We start from the raw sequence: 20,721 nt of genomic DNA on the forward strand, positions 1-20,721 counted from the left end.
TCCGCCGTGCCCATCCCCCGCAAGATCGCCTTGCTCTGCCTGTTGCTGGCCGGCCCTGCCGGCGCCGAGGGCCTGAGCCTGGACCAGGCGCTCGACGCCGCCTTTGCCCAGAACCCGGACTTCGCCGCCATCGGCCGCGAGATCGGCATCGCCGAAGGCGAGCGCCGTCAGGCCGGGCTGATTCCCAACCCCGAGCTGTCGTGGGAGGTAGAGGACACCCGCCGTGACACCAGTACCACCACCGTGACTCTTAGTCAGGCCCTGGAGCTGGGCGGCAAGCGCGGTGCGCGGATCGAGGTCGCCGAGGCCGGCCAAGCGGTCGCTCGCCTGGAGCTCGAGCGTCAGCGCAACAGCCTGCGCGCCGATGTGATCCAGGCTTTCCATGCCGCCTTGCGGGCGCAGACCGCGCTGGAGTTGGCGCAGCAATCGCAGGCGCTGACCGAGCGCGGCCTGCGGTTGGTGGAGGGGCGGGTGCGCGCCGGGCAGTCCTCGCCGGTGGAGGCCACCCGCGCCCAGGTGCAGTTGGCCCAAGCCGAGGCGGCGGTGCGCCGGGCGCGAACCGAACGCACGGTGGCCAACCAAGCCCTGGCGCGGCTGACCGGCAGCGCCGAGGCCCGCTTCGACCGGCTCGACGCCAGCTCGCTCTCGCCAGGCCCGGCGCCCAAGGCCGAACGCCTGCTGGCCACGGTCGAGCAGACCGCCGAATGGCGCCTGGCCGCGGCGCAGATCGAGCGTGGCGATGCCAGCTTGAGCTCCGAGAAGGCCCAGCGCATCCCCAACCTGACCGTGAGCCTGGGCAGCCAGTACAGCCGTGAGGAGCGTGAGCGGGTCAATGTGGTGGGGTTGTCCATGCCGCTGCCGCTGTTCGACCGCAACCAGGGCAATGTACTGGCCGCTGCGCGCCGCGCCGACCAGGCCCGTGACCTGCGCAACGCCGTCGAACTGCGCCTGCGCAGCGAAACCCGCAGTGCCCTGGAGCAGTGGGGCACGGCCATGGGCGAGGTGCAGGCGTATGACCGCACCATCCTGCCTGCCGCCCAGCAGGCGGTGGACACCGCCACCCGAGGTTTCGAGATGGGCAAGTTCGCCTTCCTCGATGTGCTCGATGCCCAGCGCACGCTGATCGAGGCGCGCGGGCTTTACCTTGACGCGCTGGCCCAGGCGACCGATGCCCGGGCGCAGGTGGAGCGGATCTACGGCGAGCTTTGAGCCTCGTCCCATCGCGGGGCAGGCCCTGAACTGCAACGACTTTTTCAGCAGGAGCAACAATGACCAACCCATGCAAGCTCGCCATCCTCGCCGCCGCCCTGGCCATTATCGGCCTCGGTGGCGCGGCCTGGACCGGCCCCCTCGGCAAGGCCGGCAGCGGCCAGGCCCAACACGGCGACCACGGCGAAGCCGGCCACGGCCATGACCAAGAGAAGGACGACGGACACGGCCACGGCGAGCCCGCAGGCGAGGAGCATGACGAGGAGGAGGGCCAGCTGCACCTGACTGCCGAGCAGATCCGCGCCGCTGGCGTGCAGCTCGCCACCGCCGGTCCGCGCACCTTGGGCACCGCCATCAGCTTCCCCGGCGAAATCCGTTTCGACGAAGACCGCACCGCCCATGTGGTGCCACGGGTTCCTGGCGTGGTCGAGTCGGTGCAGGCCGAGCTGGGCCAGGCGGTCAAACGCGGCCAGGTGCTGGCGGTGATCGCCAGCCAGCAGATCTCCGAGCTGCGCAGCGAGCAGCAGGCCGCGCAACGGCGCCTGGAGCTGGCCCGGCTGACTTTCACGCGTGAAAAACAGCTGTGGCAGGAGCGCATCAGCGCCGAGCAGGACTACCTGCTGGCCCGCCAGGCGCTGCAAGAGGCCGAGATCGCTGCCGCCAACGCCGGGCAGAAGGTCGCCGCGGTGGCGCCAGCCGGCAAGGGCAACCGCTACGAGCTGCGCGCACCGTTCGACGCAGTGGTGGTGGAAAAGCACCTGACCGTGGGCGAGGTGGTGGACGAGACCAGCAATGCCTTCACGCTATCGGACCTGAGCCGGGTCTGGGCCACCTTCGCCGTGGCCCCGCGTGACCTGGACAAGGTGGTCAGTGGCCGTGGCGTCAGCGTCAGCGCGCCGGACCTCGGCGCCCAGGTGGAGGGCAAGGTCAACTACGTCGGCAGCCTGCTCGGCGAGCAGAACCGCGCCGCCACGGTGCGCGCCACCCTGGCCAACCCCAATGGCGCCTGGCGCCCCGGGTTGTTCGTCAATATCGCGGTCACCGTCGAGCGCTTCGACGCCGCGGTGGTGGTGCCGGAAAGCGCCCTGCAGACCTGGGAAGAGCAGACCGTGGTGTTCGCCCGCACCGATGAGGGGTTCGCGGCCCGCCCGGTCAAGCCCGGCCGGCGTGATGCCGGCCAGGTGGAGATCCTTGAAGGCCTGGCCGCCGGTACCGAAGTGGCCGCCGCCGGCAGCTTCGTCCTCAAGTCCGAGCTGGGCAAAGGCTCGGCCGAACACAGCCACTGACCGGGGACGCCTTCCATGTTCGAACGCCTGATCCAATTCGCCATCGAGCAGCGCCTGGTGGTGATGCTCGCCGTGGTGCTGATGGCCGCCGTGGGCATCCACAGCTACCAGAAGCTGCCCATCGACGCCGTGCCCGACATCACCAACGTGCAGGTGCAGATCAACACCGCGGCGCCCGGCTATTCCCCCCTGGAGACCGAGCAGCGCATCACCTTCGCCATCGAGACCGCCATGGCCGGGTTGCCGGGCCTGAAGCAGACCCGCTCGCTGTCGCGCTCGGGCTTGTCGCAGGTAACGGTGATCTTCGATGACGGCACCGATATCTTCTTCGCCCGGCAACTGGTCAACGAGCGCCTGCAGGTGGCCCGCGAACAGTTGCCCGAAGGCATCGAGGCGGCCATGGGGCCGATCTCCACCGGCCTTGGCGAGATCTTTCTGTGGACGGTCGAGGCCACGCAAGGCGCGCTGAAGGACGACGGCACACCCTATACCGCCACCGACCTGCGGGTGATCCAGGACTGGATCATCAAGCCGCAGCTGCGCAATGTGCCTGGCGTGGCCGAGGTCAACAGCATCGGCGGCCACGCCAAGCAGTACCTGATCGCCCCGGAGCCCAAGCGCCTGGCAGCCTACAAACTGACCCTCAACGACCTGATCGCCGCCCTGGAGCGCAACAACGCCAACGTCGGCGCCGGCTATATCGAACGCAACGGCGAGCAATTGCTGATCCGCGCTCCGGGCCAGGTGGCTTCGGCCGAGGACATCGCCAGCATCGTCATCTCCAGCGTCGACGGCACGCCGATCCGCGTCAGCCACGTGGCCCAGGTCGGCCTGGGCCAGGAGCTGCGTTCCGGCGCCGCCACCGAGAACGGCCGGGAAGTGGTGCTGGGCACGGTGTTCATGCTGATCGGCGAGAACAGCCGCACGGTGTCCCAGGCGGTGGCGGCCAAGCTCGAGGAGATCAACCGCAGCCTGCCCAAGGGCGTGGTGGCGATCACCGTGTACGACCGCACCAACCTGGTGGAAAAGGCCATCGTCACGGTGAAGAAGAACCTCATCGAAGGGGCGATCCTGGTCATCGCGGTGCTGTTCCTGTTCCTGGGCAACATCCGCGCCGCACTGATCACCGCCATGGTCATCCCGTTGTCGATGCTGTTCACCTTTACCGGCATGTTCAGCAACAAGGTCAGCGCCAACCTGATGAGCCTGGGTGCGCTGGACTTCGGCATCATCGTCGACGGCGCTGTGGTGATCGTCGAGAACGCCATTCGCCGCCTGGCCCATGCCCAGCAGCATCATGGTCGCATGCTCACCCGTTCCGAGCGCTTCCACGAAGTGTTTGCCGCCGCCCGCGAGGCGCGCCGGCCGCTGATCTACGGGCAATTGATCATCATGGTGGTGTACCTGCCGATCTTTGCCCTGACCGGGGTCGAGGGCAAGATGTTCCACCCCATGGCCTTCACCGTGGTGATGGCGTTGCTGGGGGCGATGATCCTCTCGGTGACCTTCGTCCCCGCGGCCCTCGCGCTGTTCGTCACCGGCAAGGTGAAGGAAGAAGAGGGCGTGGTCATGCGCACCGCCCGCCGTCGTTATGCCCCGGTGCTGGAGTGGGTGCTGGGCCGGCGCAACCTGGCCTTTGCCGGCGCCGCCACCCTGGTGCTGCTGTCCGGCGTGCTGGCCAGCCGCATGGGCAGCGAGTTCATCCCCAGCCTCAGCGAAGGCGACTTCGCCCTGCAGGCCCTGCGCGTGCCGGGCACCAGCCTGTCGCAGTCGGTGGACATGCAGCAGCGCCTGGAGAAAACCATCATCGAGCGGGTGCCGGAAGTCGAGCGAGTGTTCGCCCGCACCGGCACCGCCGAGATCGCCTCCGATCCGATGCCGCCGAACATTTCCGACGCCTATGTGATGCTCAAGCCGCGCGAGCAGTGGCCGGACCAGGGCAAGTCGCGTGACGCGCTGATCGCCGAGGTGCAGCAGGCGGCGGCCAGCGTTCCGGGCAGCAACTACGAACTGTCGCAGCCGATCCAGTTGCGCTTCAACGAGCTGATTTCCGGGGTGCGCAGCGATGTGGCGGTGAAGGTGTTCGGTGATGACATGGAGGTGCTCAACCGCACCGCCGCGCAGATCGCCGCCAGCTTGCAGCAAGTGACGGGGGCGTCCGAGGTGAAGGTCGAGCAGACCACCGGCCTGCCGGTGCTGACCATCGATATCGACCGCGACAAGGCCGCCCGCCACGGCTTGAACGTGGGCGATGTGCAGGATGCCATCGCCATCGCGGTGGGGGGCCGTACCGCCGGCACCCTGTACGAAGGCGACCGTCGCTTCGACATGGTGGTGCGTCTGTCCGAGGCGCTGCGCACCGATGTCGACGGGCTGTCGAGCCTGCTGATCCCGGTGCCGGCCAGTGCCGCCGCGGGCGCTGCGCAGATCGGCTTCATCCCGTTGTCCCAGGTGGCCACGCTGAACCTGCAGCTGGGGCCCAACCAGGTCAGCCGCGAAGACGGCAAACGCGTGGTGGTGGTCAGTGCCAACGTGCGCGGGCGTGACCTGGGCTCGTTCGTCGAGGAGGCGTCGCAGACCTTGATCGATAAGGTGCAGATCCCACCGGGTTACTGGACCCGTTGGGGTGGCCAGTTCGAGCAGCTGCAATCGGCGGCCGAGCGCCTGCGCGTGGTAGTGCCGGTGTCGTTGCTGCTGGTCATGGCCTTGTTGCTGATGATGTTCAACAACCTCAAGGACGGTCTGCTGGTGTTCACCGGGATTCCCTTCGCCCTCACCGGTGGCGTGCTGGCGCTGTGGCTGCGCGACATTCCGCTGTCGATCTCGGCGGGCGTGGGCTTTATCGCGCTTTCCGGGGTGGCGGTGCTCAACGGCCTGGTGATGATCGCCTTCATCCGCAACCTGCGTGAGGAAGGGCGCGGCCTGCGTGCCGCAGTCGAGGAGGGCGCCTTGACCCGCTTGCGGCCAGTGCTGATGACCGCGCTGGTGGCATCGCTCGGGTTCATCCCGATGGCCCTGGCCACCGGTACCGGTGCCGAGGTGCAGCGGCCGCTGGCGACGGTGGTGATTGGCGGGATCCTGTCGTCGACGGCGCTGACCTTGCTGGTGCTGCCGGCGTTGTACCAGTGGGCGCACCGGCGTGATGAGGCCGAGACTGCGTGAACCTCTATCGCGGGGCAAGCCCGCTCCCACGCAAGTATTCACTGTGGGAGCGGGCTTGCCCCGCGATGCTTCAACGCCGACGCCACAGCCAGTGGTCCAGGCTCAACCTTCCAGAGCCTTTCAACAGCAGTGGCAACAACGCCACCAGGTAGATCAGCGGCAGCTTGAAGTTGCCAAAGCCCTGGTCGGTGATCGCATACCCCCGCCCCAGTTCCGCCAGGCTTGACCATTGGTTCGGCCAGTGCACCGCCGCGATCGCCACCATCGTCACCACTATCAACACCGCCGAGGCCAGGCGGGTGCCGAGTCCGAGCAACAGGAGCAGAGGGCAGAGCAGCTCGGCCCACATCGACAGTTGCCAGTTCAGGCCCGCCGGCAGCAGGTCGAACGGGAACGGAAAACTGCCTTGCAGGTCGGCGAACCAGTTGGCGCCATTGAACTTCTCCAGGCCCGATTCGAAGAACTCCCAGGCCAGGAACAGGCGCAGCGGCAGGTCGGCGCTCCAGCTGCCGGCCCGGTCGAGGGCCATGAACGGGCGAGTCAGGGTGTTTGTCAGCATGGTGATCTCCTTGGGTCAGTGCGACAGGGCAGGTGCTGCCCGACGTAAGCGTTGGGCCTGCTTGGCGATGAGCTTGAGGGTGATGGCGGCGAACATCAGGGCGAACGCCAGCGGGTACCAACCGCCCATGGGGATGCGCTTGTAGAACGACAGGCAGAACACCGCCGCCAGCACCCAGGTGCCGGTGCTGTGCAGGGCTTTCCACAGGCGTGGGCCGAGCAGGCGCATCGGTGCCTTGAACGAGGTCAGGGCCAGCAACAGAATGAACAGGTAACCCACCGCGCCCGGGATGTTCGCGACGGCGCTGCGCCCGGCCCAGAACAACTCCGGGTAGCGTTGCGCATACAGGTAGATCAGCACGCCATGGACTGTATGCGAGAAGGCGAAAGCCAGGCCCAGGTAGCGCCGTTCACGGAGCAATTGGCGGCTGGCCTGGCTGGGTAGCAGGGTGACCAGCGTCGAGGCCAGGAAGGTCAGCAGGAACAGTGCGAAAGAGCTGCGTGCCGTGGCGCGAATGGCGCTGCGCAGGCCATCGGCCCCCAGCGGATGGGTGACAAGCACCACAGCGGTCATCAGCAGGGCCAGGGCCGCGAGGGCGTGGAACAGCTTCCAGCCAGAGGGCAGTGGTAACGCTTTCATGGGCAGGGTTTCCGGCGTGCTCGGCGACGGCGGGTTGCCGTCGCGCTGTGCTGGCCGGAAGTCTGTGCTGGCGGGGTATCGACAGTGTGTCGAGGAGGGCGGTGTTATGTATCGCTGTGTAGTGGCGTTCAGCGGGTACTGGTCAGACGCTGCTGCGCTGCGGCGCAACCATTGATCTCCACCGCCTTCTGCAGGAAGGTCTGACGCTGGCGTGGATCGAGTTCACCCAGCAGCCGGTAGATCTCGGCCTGATAGTCACGCTGGCGGCCCCACTGCAGCTGCAGGCCCTGTGGCCGGCTGCGATTGCAGGCCAGGCGGGTGGCCGGCTGCGGATAGTAGGCGGCATACAGGGTGGCCATGCTCGGGACTGCTTCCAGGGCCTCGCGGTAGGCCGGGCTGGCATTGTAGGCCGTGCACCAGTGGGCGATGGCCAGCGCCGGTGGAGCAAAACCTTGCTTGAGGCTGGCCTCGAGCAAGGGGCAGGCGGCCTCGGCGATCTGGTTGGCCGGCAAATAGGTGGTGTAGTACAGCGCCAGGCGATACTGCGCCACCGGGTGGCCGAGGGCGACTGATTTTTTCAGCAGCGCCACGGCCGTGGGCAGCGTGTGCGCCATGGCCTGGCCCTGGCGACTGAGCTCGGGGTCGCCAATGGCGGTGCGCAACGGGCTGGCGCTATCGACCTGGTTGTCGGCCTGTTCCAGCAGGGGCAATGCCTGGCGGTAGAGCAGGTCGGCATGGGGGTCGATGTTCACTTCCAGGGCCTGGGCGCCGACGGCGGCCAGCAGCAACGGCATCGCCACGGCCAGGCTGGTGCGATGGCTGCGACCCTGATGGCGGGCCGAAAACGAAGGGGCGGCTGGGATGGTCATGGCAGTTACGCGGTTGCCTCGGGCAAATCAGGAGCGACGACAGCGTATTCTATCCATCCGCGCCCCTTCCCCGAAAGCCCGGCGTACGGCCATCAGACCAGCTTGATCGGAGCGACCTTGCGTAGAGCCTGCCTTTCCTGGGCCAGCCCCAGTTTGGCAGTGATCACCTTGGCCAGTGCGTTGTTGCCAAGATCGTTGAAGTGCAGGCGGTCGACGAACAGATGTTCGCTGAAGACCGGCGAGCTGCTGAGCATGCTGTTCATGTCATAGCAGGGCACCGGTTCGGCCTGGTTCTTGATACGGCGGAAGAAGGCCATGTGCAGCTGGCTGTCGAAAGTGTCGCCGAGCAGACGATCGAAATTCGATGGCTGTCGGTCGAGCTTGCCGAGCATGGCCTGTTCGGCGCTGGGCACGACCTCGCGGCACCAGGGTAGCAGTGGCTGGAGGATGAAGGTGAGGGTGGTGTGGCCGTCGGCCAGCAGGCGATCCCATTGACGCAGGGTCCGGCCGACGCAATCGGCGGCGCGGATCAGACGCTTGTCGGGGCTGGACAGCGGCTCGATGTCCGGCCAGCGCGGTTGTCGCGCAGGCGCCAGGACCTGGCCCAGGCGCTGCCAGAGCGATTCGCGGCGTGCCTCGCCGGTGGCTTGCACCCCTTCGTTGAAGCGATTGAGAAAGTCCTGGTAGGCCTGTGCCCGATGCGGATCCTGTGCACCGGCCAGAACCTCGGCCAGTGCCTCCTGGGCCAGCGAGTTGAGGCCACTGAGCACCACCACATGGCCGATCTGGCCAAAGCGGTGCTGGTGGGTCAGGAACATCAGCAGCTCCTGCGTGGCATTGAGCCCGCAACCGGCAAGGCTCAGCCAGATCTCCCCGGTCAGCATCGACAGGTACGAGGCCACGGTGTGCTCGTCGGAGCTGGCGCCGATGCCCATGGCGGTGGAGCCGCCGACGAGCAGGTTGACCCGCGCCGTGCCGCCGCGCTCGGCCACCGAGAAACGCTTGCCGGCGCAGTGGCTGTAGCGCATGCCCAACGCGTCGGTATTGATAGTGCCGGAGCGGTAGCCGCGCTCATGCACGTACAGCGTGTGCGGGGCCCGGCGACTGCCCAGTTGCAGGAAGCGCTGGTAATCCTCTGCCAGGGGGTCGGGGGTGCCCATGCTGCCGGGGGTATCGCTGTCGATCGGTGTCATGGGCGTTCCTTCTTGTGAGGGCGGGCTCAGGCAGCCAGCTCCTTGAGGTTGTAGGCCAGGCCGACGGCGGCGATCAGCAGCAGGGCGACGCCCGAGGCCAGGCTGATGAGGCGGTTGCTGCGCGGCGAGGCGATCTTGCCGATGGCGAAGATGTACAGGCTGAGGACGGCGAAATCGATGGCGATCCACAGCAGCGACAGCACCACCATGCTCTTGCCGAACGACTCGGTGATCTGGATGAACTGCGGGAAGAAGGCGATGAAGAAGATGATGTCCTTGGGGTTGGAGATGCCGACCATGAAGCCCTGCAGCAGGCCGCCACGGCCTGGTTGTGCTCCGCTTGTGGCCTGGGTGGCACTCTGGGCCGGGGCCTGCAGCGCTTCGCGAAGGGTGCCCAGGGCGATGTAGCCGATGAACAGGCAGCCCAGCAGGCTCATGCCACTGAGCCAGGCCTTGTCGATGGCAGCACTGGTCAGGATGATCCAGGCGGCCGCACCGATCAGCACCAGTGAGGCCCAGTTGGTGCCGACTGCCGTGAATAGGGCCTTGCGCGAGCCCGAGGCGGCGGCGGTGTTGACGATCAGCGCCACCACCGGGCCGGGCGTGGCGATCAGCAGCAGGACGGTTAGGGCATAAGTGGCGGTCAGTGCGGTATTCACGTTCAGTTCTCGGTAAGGCATTCAGCCATTGCGTGGGTGTGGAACGGGCAGCGCGGCGGGCTCGGCGCACCGGGCTCCTGCAGTTGGTACTGCTTCCATTCGAAGTTGTCGTCCTGGCCGAAGAAGCCAAGGGTCTCGGGCATGACGCCGTCGTTGTAGTGACGCACCCGCTCGCGAATCCGCGCCCGGATGCGCTGGCCGCTCTCGGTGCCGGCGCTGGCCACCTCGTCGAAGCTCTCCCGCGGGTTGATGACAAAGGCAATGTGCGGGCCCAGGTTGCGGCTTTTCATCAGGCGATGGGCGGGGAAGCTCATGTTGATGAACAGCGGCATGCCGGCGAAGCAGAATGACCAGCGTGCGTCGTGCGGGTCCTGCGGGATCTCCTCGGGCCATGGCAGCGTGTCGCGGGCGTGGACCTCGCGCAGCACATCCCAGGCCAGTGTCTGCTGCGCCTCAAGCGAGGAGTCGGCGGCCGTTTCGAGAAACACCAGCAACGGGTTGCCGATACGCTGCTTGAGCGGGATCGGCGTGATGGTGGCGATGTAGTCGGCCAGGCCCCCTGCGATATCCTCGGCCAGACGTGCGGCGCGGGCGAAGACGATATGGCAGGTGCGCGCATTGACTGCCTTTCGCCCGAACAGGCAGGGGAAGTCAGGGTTGGCCAAGGTTTCCTTGAAGTGTTCTATGGTCTTGTGTGTCCAGTGGTGTCGGTTCTGGACATGTTCGTCGGCGAGCTCTAGCGCATCCAGGCGATAGCAGATTCCATAACCCGTAAACATGATTTCCCCAGGTAGATCCGAATGTGGCGTTAATAGAACTTTTTCGTCATATCCGTGCAGGTTAGTTATATATAATTGTTATTTACCGGCATTTTCGGAGATGCCCCCTGCGTTGTAAAACGCCTGGATCTATGACCTACTATTAGCTTCACTCATGCTCGGAAGGCGCCATGTCGGAACGGATTCAAGCCTTGCACGCCCTGCGGGCCTTCGAAGTGGCCTCGCGCTATGGCTCTTTCACCCGTGCAGCCCATGAACTCGCCCTTACCCAGGGCGCAGTCAGCCATCACATCAAGACGCTCGAAGCGCTGTTTGGCTGCGATCTTTTCGAGCGTCGCGGGCCCAAGTTGCGCCTGACCGAGCACGGCCGCCTGTTGGCCCAGGAGCTCAAGGTTGGCTTCAAGATCATCGAGAATGCCTGTGCGCTGTTACGCCAGGACCGCTACGGCGTCCGGCTCAAGGCACCGTCCACGCTCACCGTGCGCTGGCTGCTCAGGGCCCTGGACGGCTTCAAGAGGGTTGACAACAGCTGTTCGGTGCAATTGTCGAGCGTGTGGATGGACATCGACGCGGTGGACTTCTATTCCGAGCCTTATGACTGCGCGATCCTGTTGGGTAACGGGCGCTTTGCCGCGGATGTGGAGAGCCTCAAGCTGTTCGATGAATGGCTGGTTCCGGTGTGCCACCCGAGTTACCTTGAGCAGGCGCGGCCGGAGCTCTCGGTGCTCTCCAGCTGCGAATTCCTCCACCCCTCGCCGGACCGCCGCGACTGGCGGCGCTGGCTGGCGCGCATGGATGCACTTGATATCAGCATCGACCAGGGCCAGGTGTTCGACACCCTCGACCAGGGTATTTCGGCTGCCCAGCAGGGGCTGGGCATCTCGGTGGTCGATCTGGTGCTGGCCAGCGCCGATCTTGCCGCCGGCAATCTGGTCACACCATTCCCTCACGCCGTGGCCACCGGCGATGGCTATTACATGACTTGGCTCAAGGCCAGCCCCAAGGCGCATCAGATGCAAAAGCTGCGCGACTACCTGGTGGCCCAGGTGCCGCCACTGTCGCACAAGGACATCAGCTACTTGTACGGCTGAAGTCGTGGGCCGGGAGCACTCGCTCGAGCATGAAGTCGATGAACACCCGCAACTTGGGCGGCATCTGTCGCCCTGAGGGCCACAGCAGGTAGAAGCTGCCGCGCCGCTCCATGAAGTGGTCGAGCACGCTGACCAGGCTGCCGGCCGCCAGCTCCCGGTGCACGCTGAAGTCCGGCAGGCAGGTGATGCCACGGTGGTTGAGGGCGAAGCAGATGCGCGTCTCGACATGGTTGCAGACCATCGAGATGGGAATGGCGTAGTCCTGCTCGGGGTGTTCCCGGCGCAGCGGCCAGGTTTCCAGCTTGCCGCTGTTGGGGAAACGATAGTGCAGGCAGCTGTGCCCGCCGAGCTCGCGGGGGTGCTGCGGCGTGCCGCGTTCGCGCAGGTACTCGGGGGACGCCACCAGGCGATGCTGGAAGTGCCCGAGGAACTTGGCGTTCAGCCTTGAATCCAGCGGCTGGCCGCCGCGCATCACCACGTCGAAACCCTCGCCGACGATATCCACCATGCGGTCGCTGAAGTCCAGGTCCAGTTCGATCTCCGGGTAGCGCGCCATGAACTCGGCCAGCGCCGGCATCACCAGCCCGGTCACCTGCGGCAGGCTAACCCGCAGGCGCCCGCGCGGCGTGCCGCTGGCCTGGGACAGTGCCTGCTCGGTGGCTTCGATCTCGGCCAGGATGCGCCGGCTGCGCTCGAGGAACAGCGTACCCTCGGCGGTCAGGGTGATGCTGCGCGTGCTGCGGTGGAATAGGCGCACTCCCAGTTTTTCTTCCAGCCGGGCCACGCGTTTGCCCACGGCTGACGCGCTGATCCCCAGCGATTGGCCAGCGGCGACGAAGCTGCGGGCTTCGGCGACCCGGATGAAGACCATGAAGCCACTGAGGCTGTCCATGCTGTGCTCCGATTGCGGACATTGATGTCCTGACTGAGCGGAATTGTACCCGGCTTTTTCCGTAATACCCCAGCGGCGCAAGATGCCTGCCTGTTCGACAAACCGGAGACCATCATGCATTCACCTTCCTCGGCGGCCTGCGCCGGCGCATCCCCCGCCAGTGCCACGCGCCTGCCCATGAGCGCCTTGCTGGCGCTGGCCCTGACCGGCTTCATCGCCATCCTCAGCGAGACGCTGCCGGCCGGCCTGCTCGACCAGATCGCCAACGGCATGCAGATCAGCCAGGCCATGGCCGGGCAATGGGTCACCGCCTACGCCTTGGGTTCGTTGCTCACGGCCATCCCACTGGTGACCCTGACCCAAGGCTGGTGGCGCCGTCGGGCACTGCTGCTGGCCATTGGCGGCTTCATCCTGTTCAACGGGCTGACCGCAGTGTCCTCGGACAACACGCTCACCTTGCTCCTGCGTTTTTGCACCGGTGCCGCCGCCGGCCTGGCCTGGGGCCTGATCGCCGGTCATGCGCGGCGCATGGTGGCACCGGCCCAGCAGGGCAAGGCCATGGCAGTGGCGATGCTGGGGCAGCCCATCGCCTTGTCGCTGGGCTTGCCCATCGGAACCTGGCTGGGGGCATTGATGGGATGGCGGGCGACCTTCGTGATGGTGACCCTGGCCGCATTGCTGCTGGCCGCCTGGGTGCTGCGGGCAGTACCGGATTTTCCCGGCCAGGCTGCGGGCAAGCGCCCCGCGGCCCTGGCGGTGTTGCGTACCCCGGGTGTGGCACGGGTGCTGCTGGTGATCCTGGCGTGGATACTTGGTCATAACATTCTCTACACCTACATCGTGCCGCTGATTGCCGCGGCGGGCATGGCCGAGGCGGTGGGCCAGGTACTGATGACCTTCGGCCTGGCCTCGCTGGCCGGCATCGCCCTGGTCGGCCTGGGAGTCGATCGGCATCTGCGCGGGCTGGTGTTGCTGTGCCTGGCCGGCTTCGCCCTGGCGACCCTGGCGCTGAGGCAGGTGCAAGGCGCACCCTGGTTGGTGCATGTCAGCGTGGCGCTGTGGGGGCTGACCTACGGCGGCGCGCCGACGCTGCTGCAAACGGCCTGCGCCGATGCGGCGGGCGAGGGCGGCGATGTGGCGCAGTCGATGCTGGTGACCGTGTGGAACAGCGCCATCGCCCTGGGTGGCATCATTGGCGGGCTGTTGCTGGTGGGCGCCGGGGTCGGGGCGTTTGGCGCGGTGGTGCTGGCGCTGGTGGGGTTGGCATGGTTGCTGGTGCTGGGCGGACGCCGAGCCGGGTTCGCCGCCGGCGCCCGCTAGCCCGATGTTCATATCGGCGAAGCAGTATTTCTGACGACAGGACAGTTACAATCAGCAGGTGCAAACAAAGCAGCGATCCGAGGTCCCCCCGCAGTGCAATTGCAACAAGGCTTCGTCCTGACCCGCCACTGGCATGACACGCCCGAAGGCACCTGCGTGGAGTTCTGGCTGGCCACCGACCAGGGGCCCCGGCGCGTGCGCCTGGCCCCGCAGCCCTCGGTGGCTTTCCTGCCCGCCGCCCAGGCTGAACACGCCCGCTTGCTGCTGGCCGATGAACAGGGCGTCGAACTCAAGCCGCTGCAACTGCGCGACTTCGACCTGCGCCCGGTGATGGGCTTGTACTGCCGCCAGCACCGCCAGTTGATCGCCCTGGAAAAACGCTTGCGCGGCGCGGGCATCGAGGTGTTCGAGGCCGATATCCGCCCGCCGGAGCGCTACCTGATGGAGCGATTCATCACCGCGCCGGTGCGTTTCGATGGCCGCGCCGACGACCAGGGCACCATGTTCGATGCCCAGCTCAAGCCCGACCCCGACTATCGCCCAACCTTGCGCCTGGTGTCGCTGGATATCGAGACCAGCGAGCGTGGCGAGCTGTACAGCATCGCCCTGGAAGGCTGCGGCCAGCGTCAGGTCTATATGCTCGGGCCGGCCAACGGCGAGGCCGGCGAGGTGGATTTCGACCTGCATTACTGCAGCGATCGCGCCGAACTGATCACCTGCCTCAACCAGTGGCTTGCCCGCCACGACCCCGATGCGATCATCGGCTGGAACCTGGTGCAGTTCGACCTGCGTCTGCTGCACGAGCACGCACAGCGCCTAAAGGTGCCGCTGTGCATGGGCCGCGACGGTGCGCCGCTGCACCTGCGCGAGCATGGCAGCCGCAGCCATTTCTTCGCCGAGGCGCCTGGACGGTTGTTGATCGACGGTATCGAGGCCTTGCGCTCGGCGACCTGGAGCTTTCCCTCGTTCAGCCTCGAAAGCGTCGCGCAACAGTTATTGGGCGAGGGCAAGGCCATCGACACACCCTACCAGCGCATGGACGAGATCAACCGCCGCTTCGCCGAGGACAAGCCGGCCCTGGCCCGCTACAACCTCAAGGATTGCGAACTGGTCACGCGGATCTTCGCCCATACCCGGCTGCTCGAGTTCCTGCTCGAACGTTCATCGGTCACCGGCCTTGCCGTGGACCGCAGCGGCGGTTCGGTGGCCGCGTTCTGCCACCTGTACATCCCGCACATGCACCGCCTGGGTTATGTCGCGCCCAACCTGGGGAGTGTCGAGGGCGAGGCCAGCCCAGGCGGCTTCGTCATGGATTCGCGGCCCGGCCTGTACGATTCGGTGCTGGTGCTCGACTACAAGAGCCTGTATCCCTCGATCATCCGCACCTTCCTGATCGACCCGGTGGGTCTGGTCGAGGGCCTGCGCCAGCCGGACGACACACATTCGGTGGAGGGTTTTCGCGGCGGGCGTTTCTCGCGCAGCCAGCATTGCCTGCCGGCGATTGTCGAACGGGTGTGGCAGGGCCGCGAGGCGGCCAAGCGTGACGGCAACGCGCCGCTGTCGCAGGCGCTGAAGATCATCATGAACGCCTTCTATGGCGTGCTTGGCTCCAGCGGCTGCCGCTTCTTCGACCCGCGCCTGGCGTCGTCGATCACCATGCGCGGGCACCAGATCATGCGCCAGACCCGGGCACTGATCGAAGCGCGGGGCTTTGATGTGATCTACGGCGATACCGACTCCACCTTCGTCTGGCTCAAAGGCGCCCACGACGAAGACGGCGCGGCGCGCATCGGCCGCGAGCTGGTGGCCGAGGTCAACCAGTGGTGGCGCCGCCACCTGGCCGAGACCCTGGGTCTGGACTGCGCCCTGGAGCTGCAATACGAAACCCACTACCGGCGTTTTCTCATGCCGACTATCCGTGGCGCCGACGAAGGCAGCAAGAAACGCTATGCCGGCCTGGTGCGGCGTGTCGACGGCAGCGAGGAGATGGTCTACAAGGGCCTGGAATCTGTACGTACCGACTGGTCGCCCCTGGCCCGACAGTTCCAGCAGGAGCTCTATGGCCGGGTGTTTCGCGGCCAGCCCTATCGCGACTATGTGCGCGGCTATATCGAGCGCACCCTGGCCGGCGAACAGGATGAATTGTTGATCTACCGCAAGCGCCTGCGCCGGCCGTTGGCCGACTACCAGCGCAATGTGCCGCCGCACGTGCGCGCGGCGCGGCTCGCGGACGAGTACAACGCCCGTCTCGGGCGACCGTTGCAGTACCAACGAGGCGGCTGGATCAGCTATGTCATCACCACGGCCGGCCCGGAGCCCTTGGAAAACTGCCAGGCACCTTTGGACTACGACCACTACCTGACCCGCCAGTTGCAACCCGTGGCGGATGCCATCCTGCCCTTTGTCGGTGATGACTTCGCTGCGCTGATCGATCGTCAGCTGGCGCTGTTCTGAGTGCGGTGGTAGCGGGCTAGTGCCGGGGCAAGGCAGCTATCCCTAGGCTGGGCCCCCCAGCACAAGGAGTCCACCCATGCCTACCGACAGCGACTCAGCGGTTGCGCCAAGCGACGACACGCTCCGCTTCGAGCAAGCGTTCCAGGATGACCTCATCGCCAAGCGGCTGCCTGACTGGTTGCACGAGCTTGCCGATGCCTCTCTGGCGGCGTTGTGCGCCGCCCTCAAAACCAGCCTTGACTGCCGGCAACGCCTACGGGCGCGCTGGAGGCGTGTGCAGGGCATCGAAGCGTTTGTCGGTGCCGCCTTGCAGGACGCCTTCGACAAACGATTCGCGACAAAGGTGGATGTCGCCACCCTGTGGTTCCGCCACGGGTACCCGGTGCCGTTGCGTGGCCAGTATTTCACTACCCGAGTTCCGGTTTCGGGTACTGACTATGCCCAGACTCCATTGGTGGAAGCCGCAATGCGCAATTTCGTCGCCAGCGAGTCGGTGGATACCGGCCAGCCGCGCGGTAATGGCCTGCTAAAGGGGGATGGGGGGCGTCTTGATCAGCCCAGTGCGTCCGAGTTTGCCCGGTTATGCCGCGAGCTGGATGCTGGCGCGCGCTATCAGCGCCATCTGGATGCGGTCTTTGACCCGCCCGGCGAACAAAGCATGCGCGCCGTGCTGGCGGGGTTGCTGCACTCCACGCTGGTGGTCGACGCGTGCAAGGCAAATGTCGACGGAATCCTGAGCGCCGCCGAGCTTGATCTGCTTCTGCGCGTGTGCAGCGATGGCGATCCGCAGGTACCGGGCGACGCGCCGGTGGTTGTCAAGCGACTGCGCGTGCTGGGATGCGCGCTGGAGCAGGTCATCGTGTTCGACGTCATTGATCAGGGCTGGTTGCGCAATACCAGCCAACGCATCTTCTGCTACATCCCAGGTGATCCACACGGCCCCTGGAGCGCCCACCCCGACCTGGAGCATTTTAGCCGCAAGCGGCTGGGTCGCCACTTGCGCGATGGCGCCTACCTGACATTCTTCAGCCGCTTTCTGAGGCGCCGCGACAGCCAGCGCTTCTTTTCGACCGTCATCGAGTTGTACCGGGATGTCGCGATCTGGGCCACCCGCGACCTTCAGGTGCACATGCACCCCATTGCACTCCCGCTGTTCGACCAACTGGCGGCGGCGCGTATCGCGCAGATCAAGGATGACGCCGCAATGATCGCGCCTCCCGTGGCACAACTGGATCGAGCCGTGCAGCAGGCCCATGACCGGTACCTTGCGGCGCAGGGGTGGTTGCTGGCGGGCCTGGCGGGGTTCTTCATTCCTGCGGTTGGCGCTGGGCTGCTCGCAGTCTTTGCCTGGGATCTACTTACCGAGGTTTTCCATGGCGTGGAGAGTTGGCATGACGGCGATACCTCGGCCGCCCTCGACCATCTGACGCATGTGGCGCGCGATCTGGCAGTGGTGGCGGTGACAGCGGTCGGGGTTTCGGCCGTGCGTCATGCATGGGGGCGTTCAGTGCTGGTCGACAGCCTGGTGCCGGCGCAAATGGAAAATGGCAAGACGAAGCTATGGAACCAGGACCTGGCGGCCTATCGCAGTGAGGCGCCTCTGTTGGCTGCGCCGCAGGCGGGCGATGGCGTCCAGCGGCAAGCCGGGCAAGCGTTCATCGAGATGGAGGGGCAGCACTATGCGGTGCAGCAGCGCAGCGAAGATGGCGCGTGGCAATTGTGCCCCCAGGCAGGCTTCGGTCCTGTGGTGCACGGCAACGGTGCGGGCGCGTGGCGGTTAGCCAGTGCGCAGCCGTCATGCTGGCAGGGTGCACGCCTGATGTTCAGTCGATTGGGCAGACCGTTCAACGAGCTTGATGCTGCCAGGGTTGACGCAGCACTGAGTATTCACGGGATTGGCGCGAGCAATCTGCGGGCGTTGCACATGGAAAGCCAGGCGCCTGACCCCTGGCTTTGTGACAGCGTCGAACGCCTGCAACTGGAGGCACGCATAAGCCGGGCGATCACGGATCTGCGCTCTGGTGTGGGTAGCGAGGATCATGAATTGCTGCGGCATGCCCAGCGTTGGCCGCAAATGCTTGGGCTTGAGGGGCCCCGGCTTGCCGAGCAGATTGGATTGTACCGCCGACCATTGCTGCAGGCGCTGTACGACAGTGGGCAGGAAGCCGATACGGTCGCAATCGCCACGTTGCGACGGGCCTTTACAGGCTTGCACAGACGAGCGGCGCAGGCGTTGCTGCAAGGCGCCGATGCCGACGACTACCGACGCCTGGCCGAGACTGGCAGGATAGCCATGCGCCTTGCCGAGGGTGCGAGGGCGAGCGTCGCACGGATCCGTACGGTGCGGGTCTTGGAGGCCTTGCATTACGACATGCCGCAGTCAGCGGATCTTGCGCGGGTGGTGATCGGGCTGCTCGAAGCGCAGGCGGGTGCTTCCAGGCCCATACGCTGGCGATTGCTGGACGAGCGTGTCGGGGGGCCGGTGCTGGTCGCGGGAGGCGAGCCCGCGATGACAACCAGCCTGTTGCACCTTGATGGCCGGTATGTGCGCCTCGATTCACATGGCAACGCCGTGGGGGCGATTGGTGAATTATTCGAGGTCATGGCCGCTGCCTACGACGAGGACCAACTCATGGAGCTGGGCCTGGACGCACCTTCTGCCGCCAGCCTGCGCGTGGCGGTGAGGCGGCGCGCGGTTGCCGACCGACCGGCCGTGGAACGCCTGCTGTCACCCAGGCAGCCGGGCGCCATGCGCCCGCCATCGCGGCTGCAGGACGGTCGCTTCGGCTATCTGTTGAACGGCCGCCTGCCCGACAGGGTGTGGCGCAGAGGCAGGCCGCAGGCGCTGGTCGACAGGGCGCACAGCCTGTTTCCAGCCCTGGACCAGGCAGAGCTCGATACGTGGATCAGCGCGGTCCAGGCCTCGGGGCGGCGCGTCGAGGAGATCCTGACGACGCTGCGTGGGCAATCCGAACTGTTGGCCGAACACATGGAGCGTTGGGTTACAAGCGCTTCGCGTGGCGAGGCCCAGGAGCAGCGTCGCTATTTCAGTGATGCGCTTATACGCTGCTGGCAATGCAGTACCTTCGAGGAGTCCGTCGATCGTTCCCCTCCCATCGAGCTTTGGTGGAGCCAGATGGGGACGAGGCCGGGAACGCTGCCAGAGCTGCCGCGGCTGATCCGGTTCAATCGGGTGTCGGTCCTGTCACTCCGGAGTATGGCGCTCGAAGCAGTGCCCGACAGTTTTCTCGAGGCGTTTGGCAACCTGCGAGTGCTGGAGTTGCCTGGCAACAGACTGACCCGTTTGCCAGCGCAACTGCGGTACATGCGACGGTTGGAATGCCTGGACCTCTACAACAACCAGATCGCGCTTGATCCTGGCCAAATTACGGTGCTTGCCGGTTGTGAGGCGCTCACCTATCTCAATCTTTCCTACAACCCGCTGGGGCGAACCTTCTCGGTTGGCGCGATGGCGCGTCTGAGTGAATTGCGCTTGAACAGTTGCAGGATCGGCGCACTGCCGCATGGCGCGCTTGAATGCCCGCGCCTGGTGGCGCTCGATATACGCAACAACCTGATCACCGCGTTGCCCGAAGGCTTCTACCAAGCCCTGCCTTGGACCCGGGGGCGGGTGTGGCTGCAGGGCAACCCCATGACGTCCGAGCAGCATCAGCGGTTGCGGTTAGCCGTGGCTCAGCAGGTGGCACCTGCGCAAGTGATCGAACCTGACATCCTGCCGCGCATGCGCTGGCTCGATGTGATCGGGGATCGGCACCGTGATGAGCTGGGGTCGACCTGGGCGCAGGTGGACGGCAACGAGCGCGGCGAAGCGTTTTTCCACCTGCTCACGGGGTTAACGGAAACGGCCGACTTTCGCAGCCCTGCGGGGGCTCGTGATCTAGCCTATCGGGTACTGGATATGCTCCAGGCGATGGATGCGGATGCCGGGCTATGCAATGAACTGTTCGCCTGCGCCCGCGATGTCACGTGCCAGGACAGCATTACTCTGCGTTTTAGCGACCTGGAGGTGCGTTTACTGGTGTGGCGGGCGCAGCAGGGCAACGTTGGCGGGAATCGTGAACGGGCCTTGCTCTATCTTGGGCGTCAGTTGTGGCGGCTGGAGGCGGTTGATCGCATCGCCCTGGAAGATGTTCAGGCACAGCGAGCGACGGGCGGCAATCCGGACGAAATAGAGGTGGTCCTGGCGTATCGACTGGCGCTACGCCGCGAGCTGGACCTGCCGCTGCGGATCAATGACATGCTGTTTCGCAACCTCGCGGGTGTCGGTACGCGGCAGGTCGCGCAGGCGCGTGAACGTGTGCTGGCGGCGGAGGGCAGCGAGACGCTGGCACGCTCATTGGCCGAGAGGGATTTTTGGTGCCAGCATTTGCGCCAGGCCTATCAAACCCGCTTCGATGCGTTCGATGCGCCCTATCACGCACGCATGGAGGCTTTGATGGCGGATCGGAGTCTGTCGGAAGCTGTCCGGCTGGGGCAGATCGGCCAAGTACAGGAGGAGCGGATGCTAGCCGAACGCACGAGGATGCTTGAAATGACCCGTCATGCATTGGAGGTGGTTGCCGAGCAGGAAGTGGCCGTTCGCTGAGTT

The 20,721-nt window shown here is 65.9% G+C and carries 14 protein-coding genes; 7 read left to right on the forward strand and 7 right to left on the reverse strand.

The features are described 5' to 3' along the window. Positions 1–6: 6 nt before the first annotated feature. The 3 genes from OH705_RS04360 to OH705_RS04370 are packed head-to-tail and all read left to right on the forward strand — an operon-like array spanning position 7 to position 5,657. Positions 7–1,209 (forward strand): TolC family protein, encoded by a 1,203-nt coding sequence (locus OH705_RS04360; protein ID WP_267301138.1) that lies wholly within the window; start codon positions 7–9, stop codon positions 1,207–1,209. A 59-nt stretch (positions 1,210–1,268) separates the two neighbouring features. Next, positions 1,269–2,495, forward strand: a complete 1,227-nt coding sequence (locus OH705_RS04365; RefSeq protein ID WP_267301140.1) for an efflux RND transporter periplasmic adaptor subunit — start codon at positions 1,269–1,271, stop codon at positions 2,493–2,495. A 15-nt stretch (positions 2,496–2,510) separates the two neighbouring features. Next, positions 2,511–5,657 (forward strand): efflux RND transporter permease subunit, encoded by a 3,147-nt coding sequence (locus OH705_RS04370; protein ID WP_094011354.1) that lies wholly within the window; start codon positions 2,511–2,513, stop codon positions 5,655–5,657. Positions 5,658–5,727: 70 nt separating this feature from the next. Here OH705_RS04370 and OH705_RS04375 read toward each other — a convergent pair whose 3' ends face one another. The 6 genes from OH705_RS04375 to OH705_RS04400 form a co-directional block, all read right to left on the reverse strand. Further along, entirely contained in the window at positions 5,728–6,216 is a 489-nt protein-coding gene (locus tag OH705_RS04375; RefSeq protein WP_094011355.1) for a DoxX family protein, read from the reverse strand. Positions 6,217–6,231: 15 nt separating this feature from the next. Beyond that, the gene (locus OH705_RS04380) at positions 6,232–6,855 is read right to left on the reverse strand and encodes a ferric reductase-like transmembrane domain-containing protein (protein ID WP_104445149.1); all 624 of its coding nucleotides are present in this window, start codon (positions 6,853–6,855) and stop codon (positions 6,232–6,234) included. A 128-nt stretch (positions 6,856–6,983) separates the two neighbouring features. Beyond that, positions 6,984–7,649: a hypothetical protein gene (locus tag OH705_RS04385; RefSeq protein WP_038707575.1), complete on the reverse strand. Its 666-nt coding sequence runs from the start codon at positions 7,647–7,649 to the stop codon at positions 6,984–6,986. Positions 7,650–7,816: 167 nt separating this feature from the next. After that, positions 7,817–8,917 (reverse strand): hypothetical protein, encoded by a 1,101-nt coding sequence (locus OH705_RS04390; protein ID WP_244891320.1) that lies wholly within the window; start codon positions 8,915–8,917, stop codon positions 7,817–7,819. 26 nt (positions 8,918–8,943) lie between these two features. Continuing rightward, positions 8,944–9,576, reverse strand: a complete 633-nt coding sequence (locus tag OH705_RS04395; RefSeq protein WP_031315284.1) for a LysE family translocator — start codon at positions 9,574–9,576, stop codon at positions 8,944–8,946. 2 nt (positions 9,577–9,578) lie between these two features. Next, positions 9,579–10,355: a YqcI/YcgG family protein gene (locus OH705_RS04400; protein WP_094011357.1), complete on the reverse strand. Its 777-nt coding sequence runs from the start codon at positions 10,353–10,355 to the stop codon at positions 9,579–9,581. Positions 10,356–10,525: 170 nt separating this feature from the next. On the opposite strand from OH705_RS04400, the gene OH705_RS04405 reads away from it, so the two are divergent. Then, positions 10,526–11,446 carry a LysR substrate-binding domain-containing protein gene (locus OH705_RS04405; protein WP_267301143.1) on the forward strand — a complete coding sequence of 307 codons (921 nt, stop codon included), beginning with the start codon at positions 10,526–10,528 and terminating at the stop codon, positions 11,444–11,446. On the opposite strand, the gene OH705_RS04410 is transcribed toward OH705_RS04405, so the two are convergent. Then, the gene (locus OH705_RS04410; RefSeq protein WP_267301144.1) at positions 11,427–12,338 is read right to left on the reverse strand and encodes a LysR substrate-binding domain-containing protein; all 912 of its coding nucleotides are present in this window, start codon (positions 12,336–12,338) and stop codon (positions 11,427–11,429) included. The genes OH705_RS04405 and OH705_RS04410 overlap by 20 nt on opposite strands. Before the next feature lie 114 nt (positions 12,339–12,452). Here OH705_RS04410 and OH705_RS04415 point away from each other — a divergent pair, with 114 nt between their 5' ends. The 3 genes from OH705_RS04415 to OH705_RS04425 all read left to right on the forward strand — a co-directional run bounded on the left by OH705_RS04415 (position 12,453) and on the right by OH705_RS04425 (position 20,718). Then, positions 12,453–13,658, forward strand: a complete 1,206-nt coding sequence (locus OH705_RS04415) for an MFS transporter (RefSeq protein ID WP_267301145.1) — start codon at positions 12,453–12,455, stop codon at positions 13,656–13,658. Between the two features lie 93 nt (positions 13,659–13,751). Continuing rightward, positions 13,752–16,112, forward strand: a complete 2,361-nt coding sequence (locus OH705_RS04420) for a DNA polymerase II (protein ID WP_267301146.1) — start codon at positions 13,752–13,754, stop codon at positions 16,110–16,112. A 76-nt stretch (positions 16,113–16,188) separates the two neighbouring features. Beyond that, on the forward strand, positions 16,189–20,718 hold the full coding sequence (locus tag OH705_RS04425; RefSeq protein WP_267301147.1) for an NEL-type E3 ubiquitin ligase domain-containing protein: 4,530 nt from the start codon (positions 16,189–16,191) through the stop codon (positions 20,716–20,718). The last annotated feature ends 3 nt before the right edge of the window (positions 20,719–20,721 follow it).

It is taken from the genome of Pseudomonas sp. BJa3, from assembly GCF_026343815.1.
Classification (GTDB): Bacteria; Pseudomonadota; Gammaproteobacteria; order Pseudomonadales; family Pseudomonadaceae; genus Aquipseudomonas; species Aquipseudomonas soli.

What these genes read in the sequence shown, in the direction of transcription:
- OH705_RS04365 (WP_267301140.1), top strand. Translation starts at nt 1,269, where the DNA reads ATGACCAACCCATGCAAGCTCGCCATCCTCGCCGCCGCCCTGGCCATT.
- OH705_RS04370 (WP_094011354.1), top strand. Translation starts at nt 2,511, where the DNA reads ATGTTCGAACGCCTGATCCAATTCGCCATCGAGCAGCGCCTGGTGGTG.
- OH705_RS04375 (WP_094011355.1), bottom strand. Translation starts at nt 6,216, where the DNA reads ATGCTGACAAACACCCTGACTCGCCCGTTCATGGCCCTCGACCGGGCC.
- OH705_RS04380 (WP_104445149.1), bottom strand. Translation starts at nt 6,855, where the DNA reads ATGAAAGCGTTACCACTGCCCTCTGGCTGGAAGCTGTTCCACGCCCTC.
- OH705_RS04385 (WP_038707575.1), bottom strand. Translation starts at nt 7,649, where the DNA reads ATGCCGTTGCTGCTGGCCGCCGTCGGCGCCCAGGCCCTGGAAGTGAAC.
- OH705_RS04390 (WP_244891320.1), bottom strand. Translation starts at nt 8,917, where the DNA reads ATGACACCGATCGACAGCGATACCCCCGGCAGCATGGGCACCCCCGAC.
- OH705_RS04400 (WP_094011357.1), bottom strand. Translation starts at nt 10,355, where the DNA reads ATGTTTACGGGTTATGGAATCTGCTATCGCCTGGATGCGCTAGAGCTC.
- OH705_RS04405 (WP_267301143.1), top strand. Translation starts at nt 10,526, where the DNA reads ATGTCGGAACGGATTCAAGCCTTGCACGCCCTGCGGGCCTTCGAAGTG.
- OH705_RS04410 (WP_267301144.1), bottom strand. Translation starts at nt 12,338, where the DNA reads ATGGACAGCCTCAGTGGCTTCATGGTCTTCATCCGGGTCGCCGAAGCC.
- OH705_RS04415 (WP_267301145.1), top strand. Translation starts at nt 12,453, where the DNA reads ATGCATTCACCTTCCTCGGCGGCCTGCGCCGGCGCATCCCCCGCCAGT.
- OH705_RS04425 (WP_267301147.1), top strand. Translation starts at nt 16,189, where the DNA reads ATGCCTACCGACAGCGACTCAGCGGTTGCGCCAAGCGACGACACGCTC.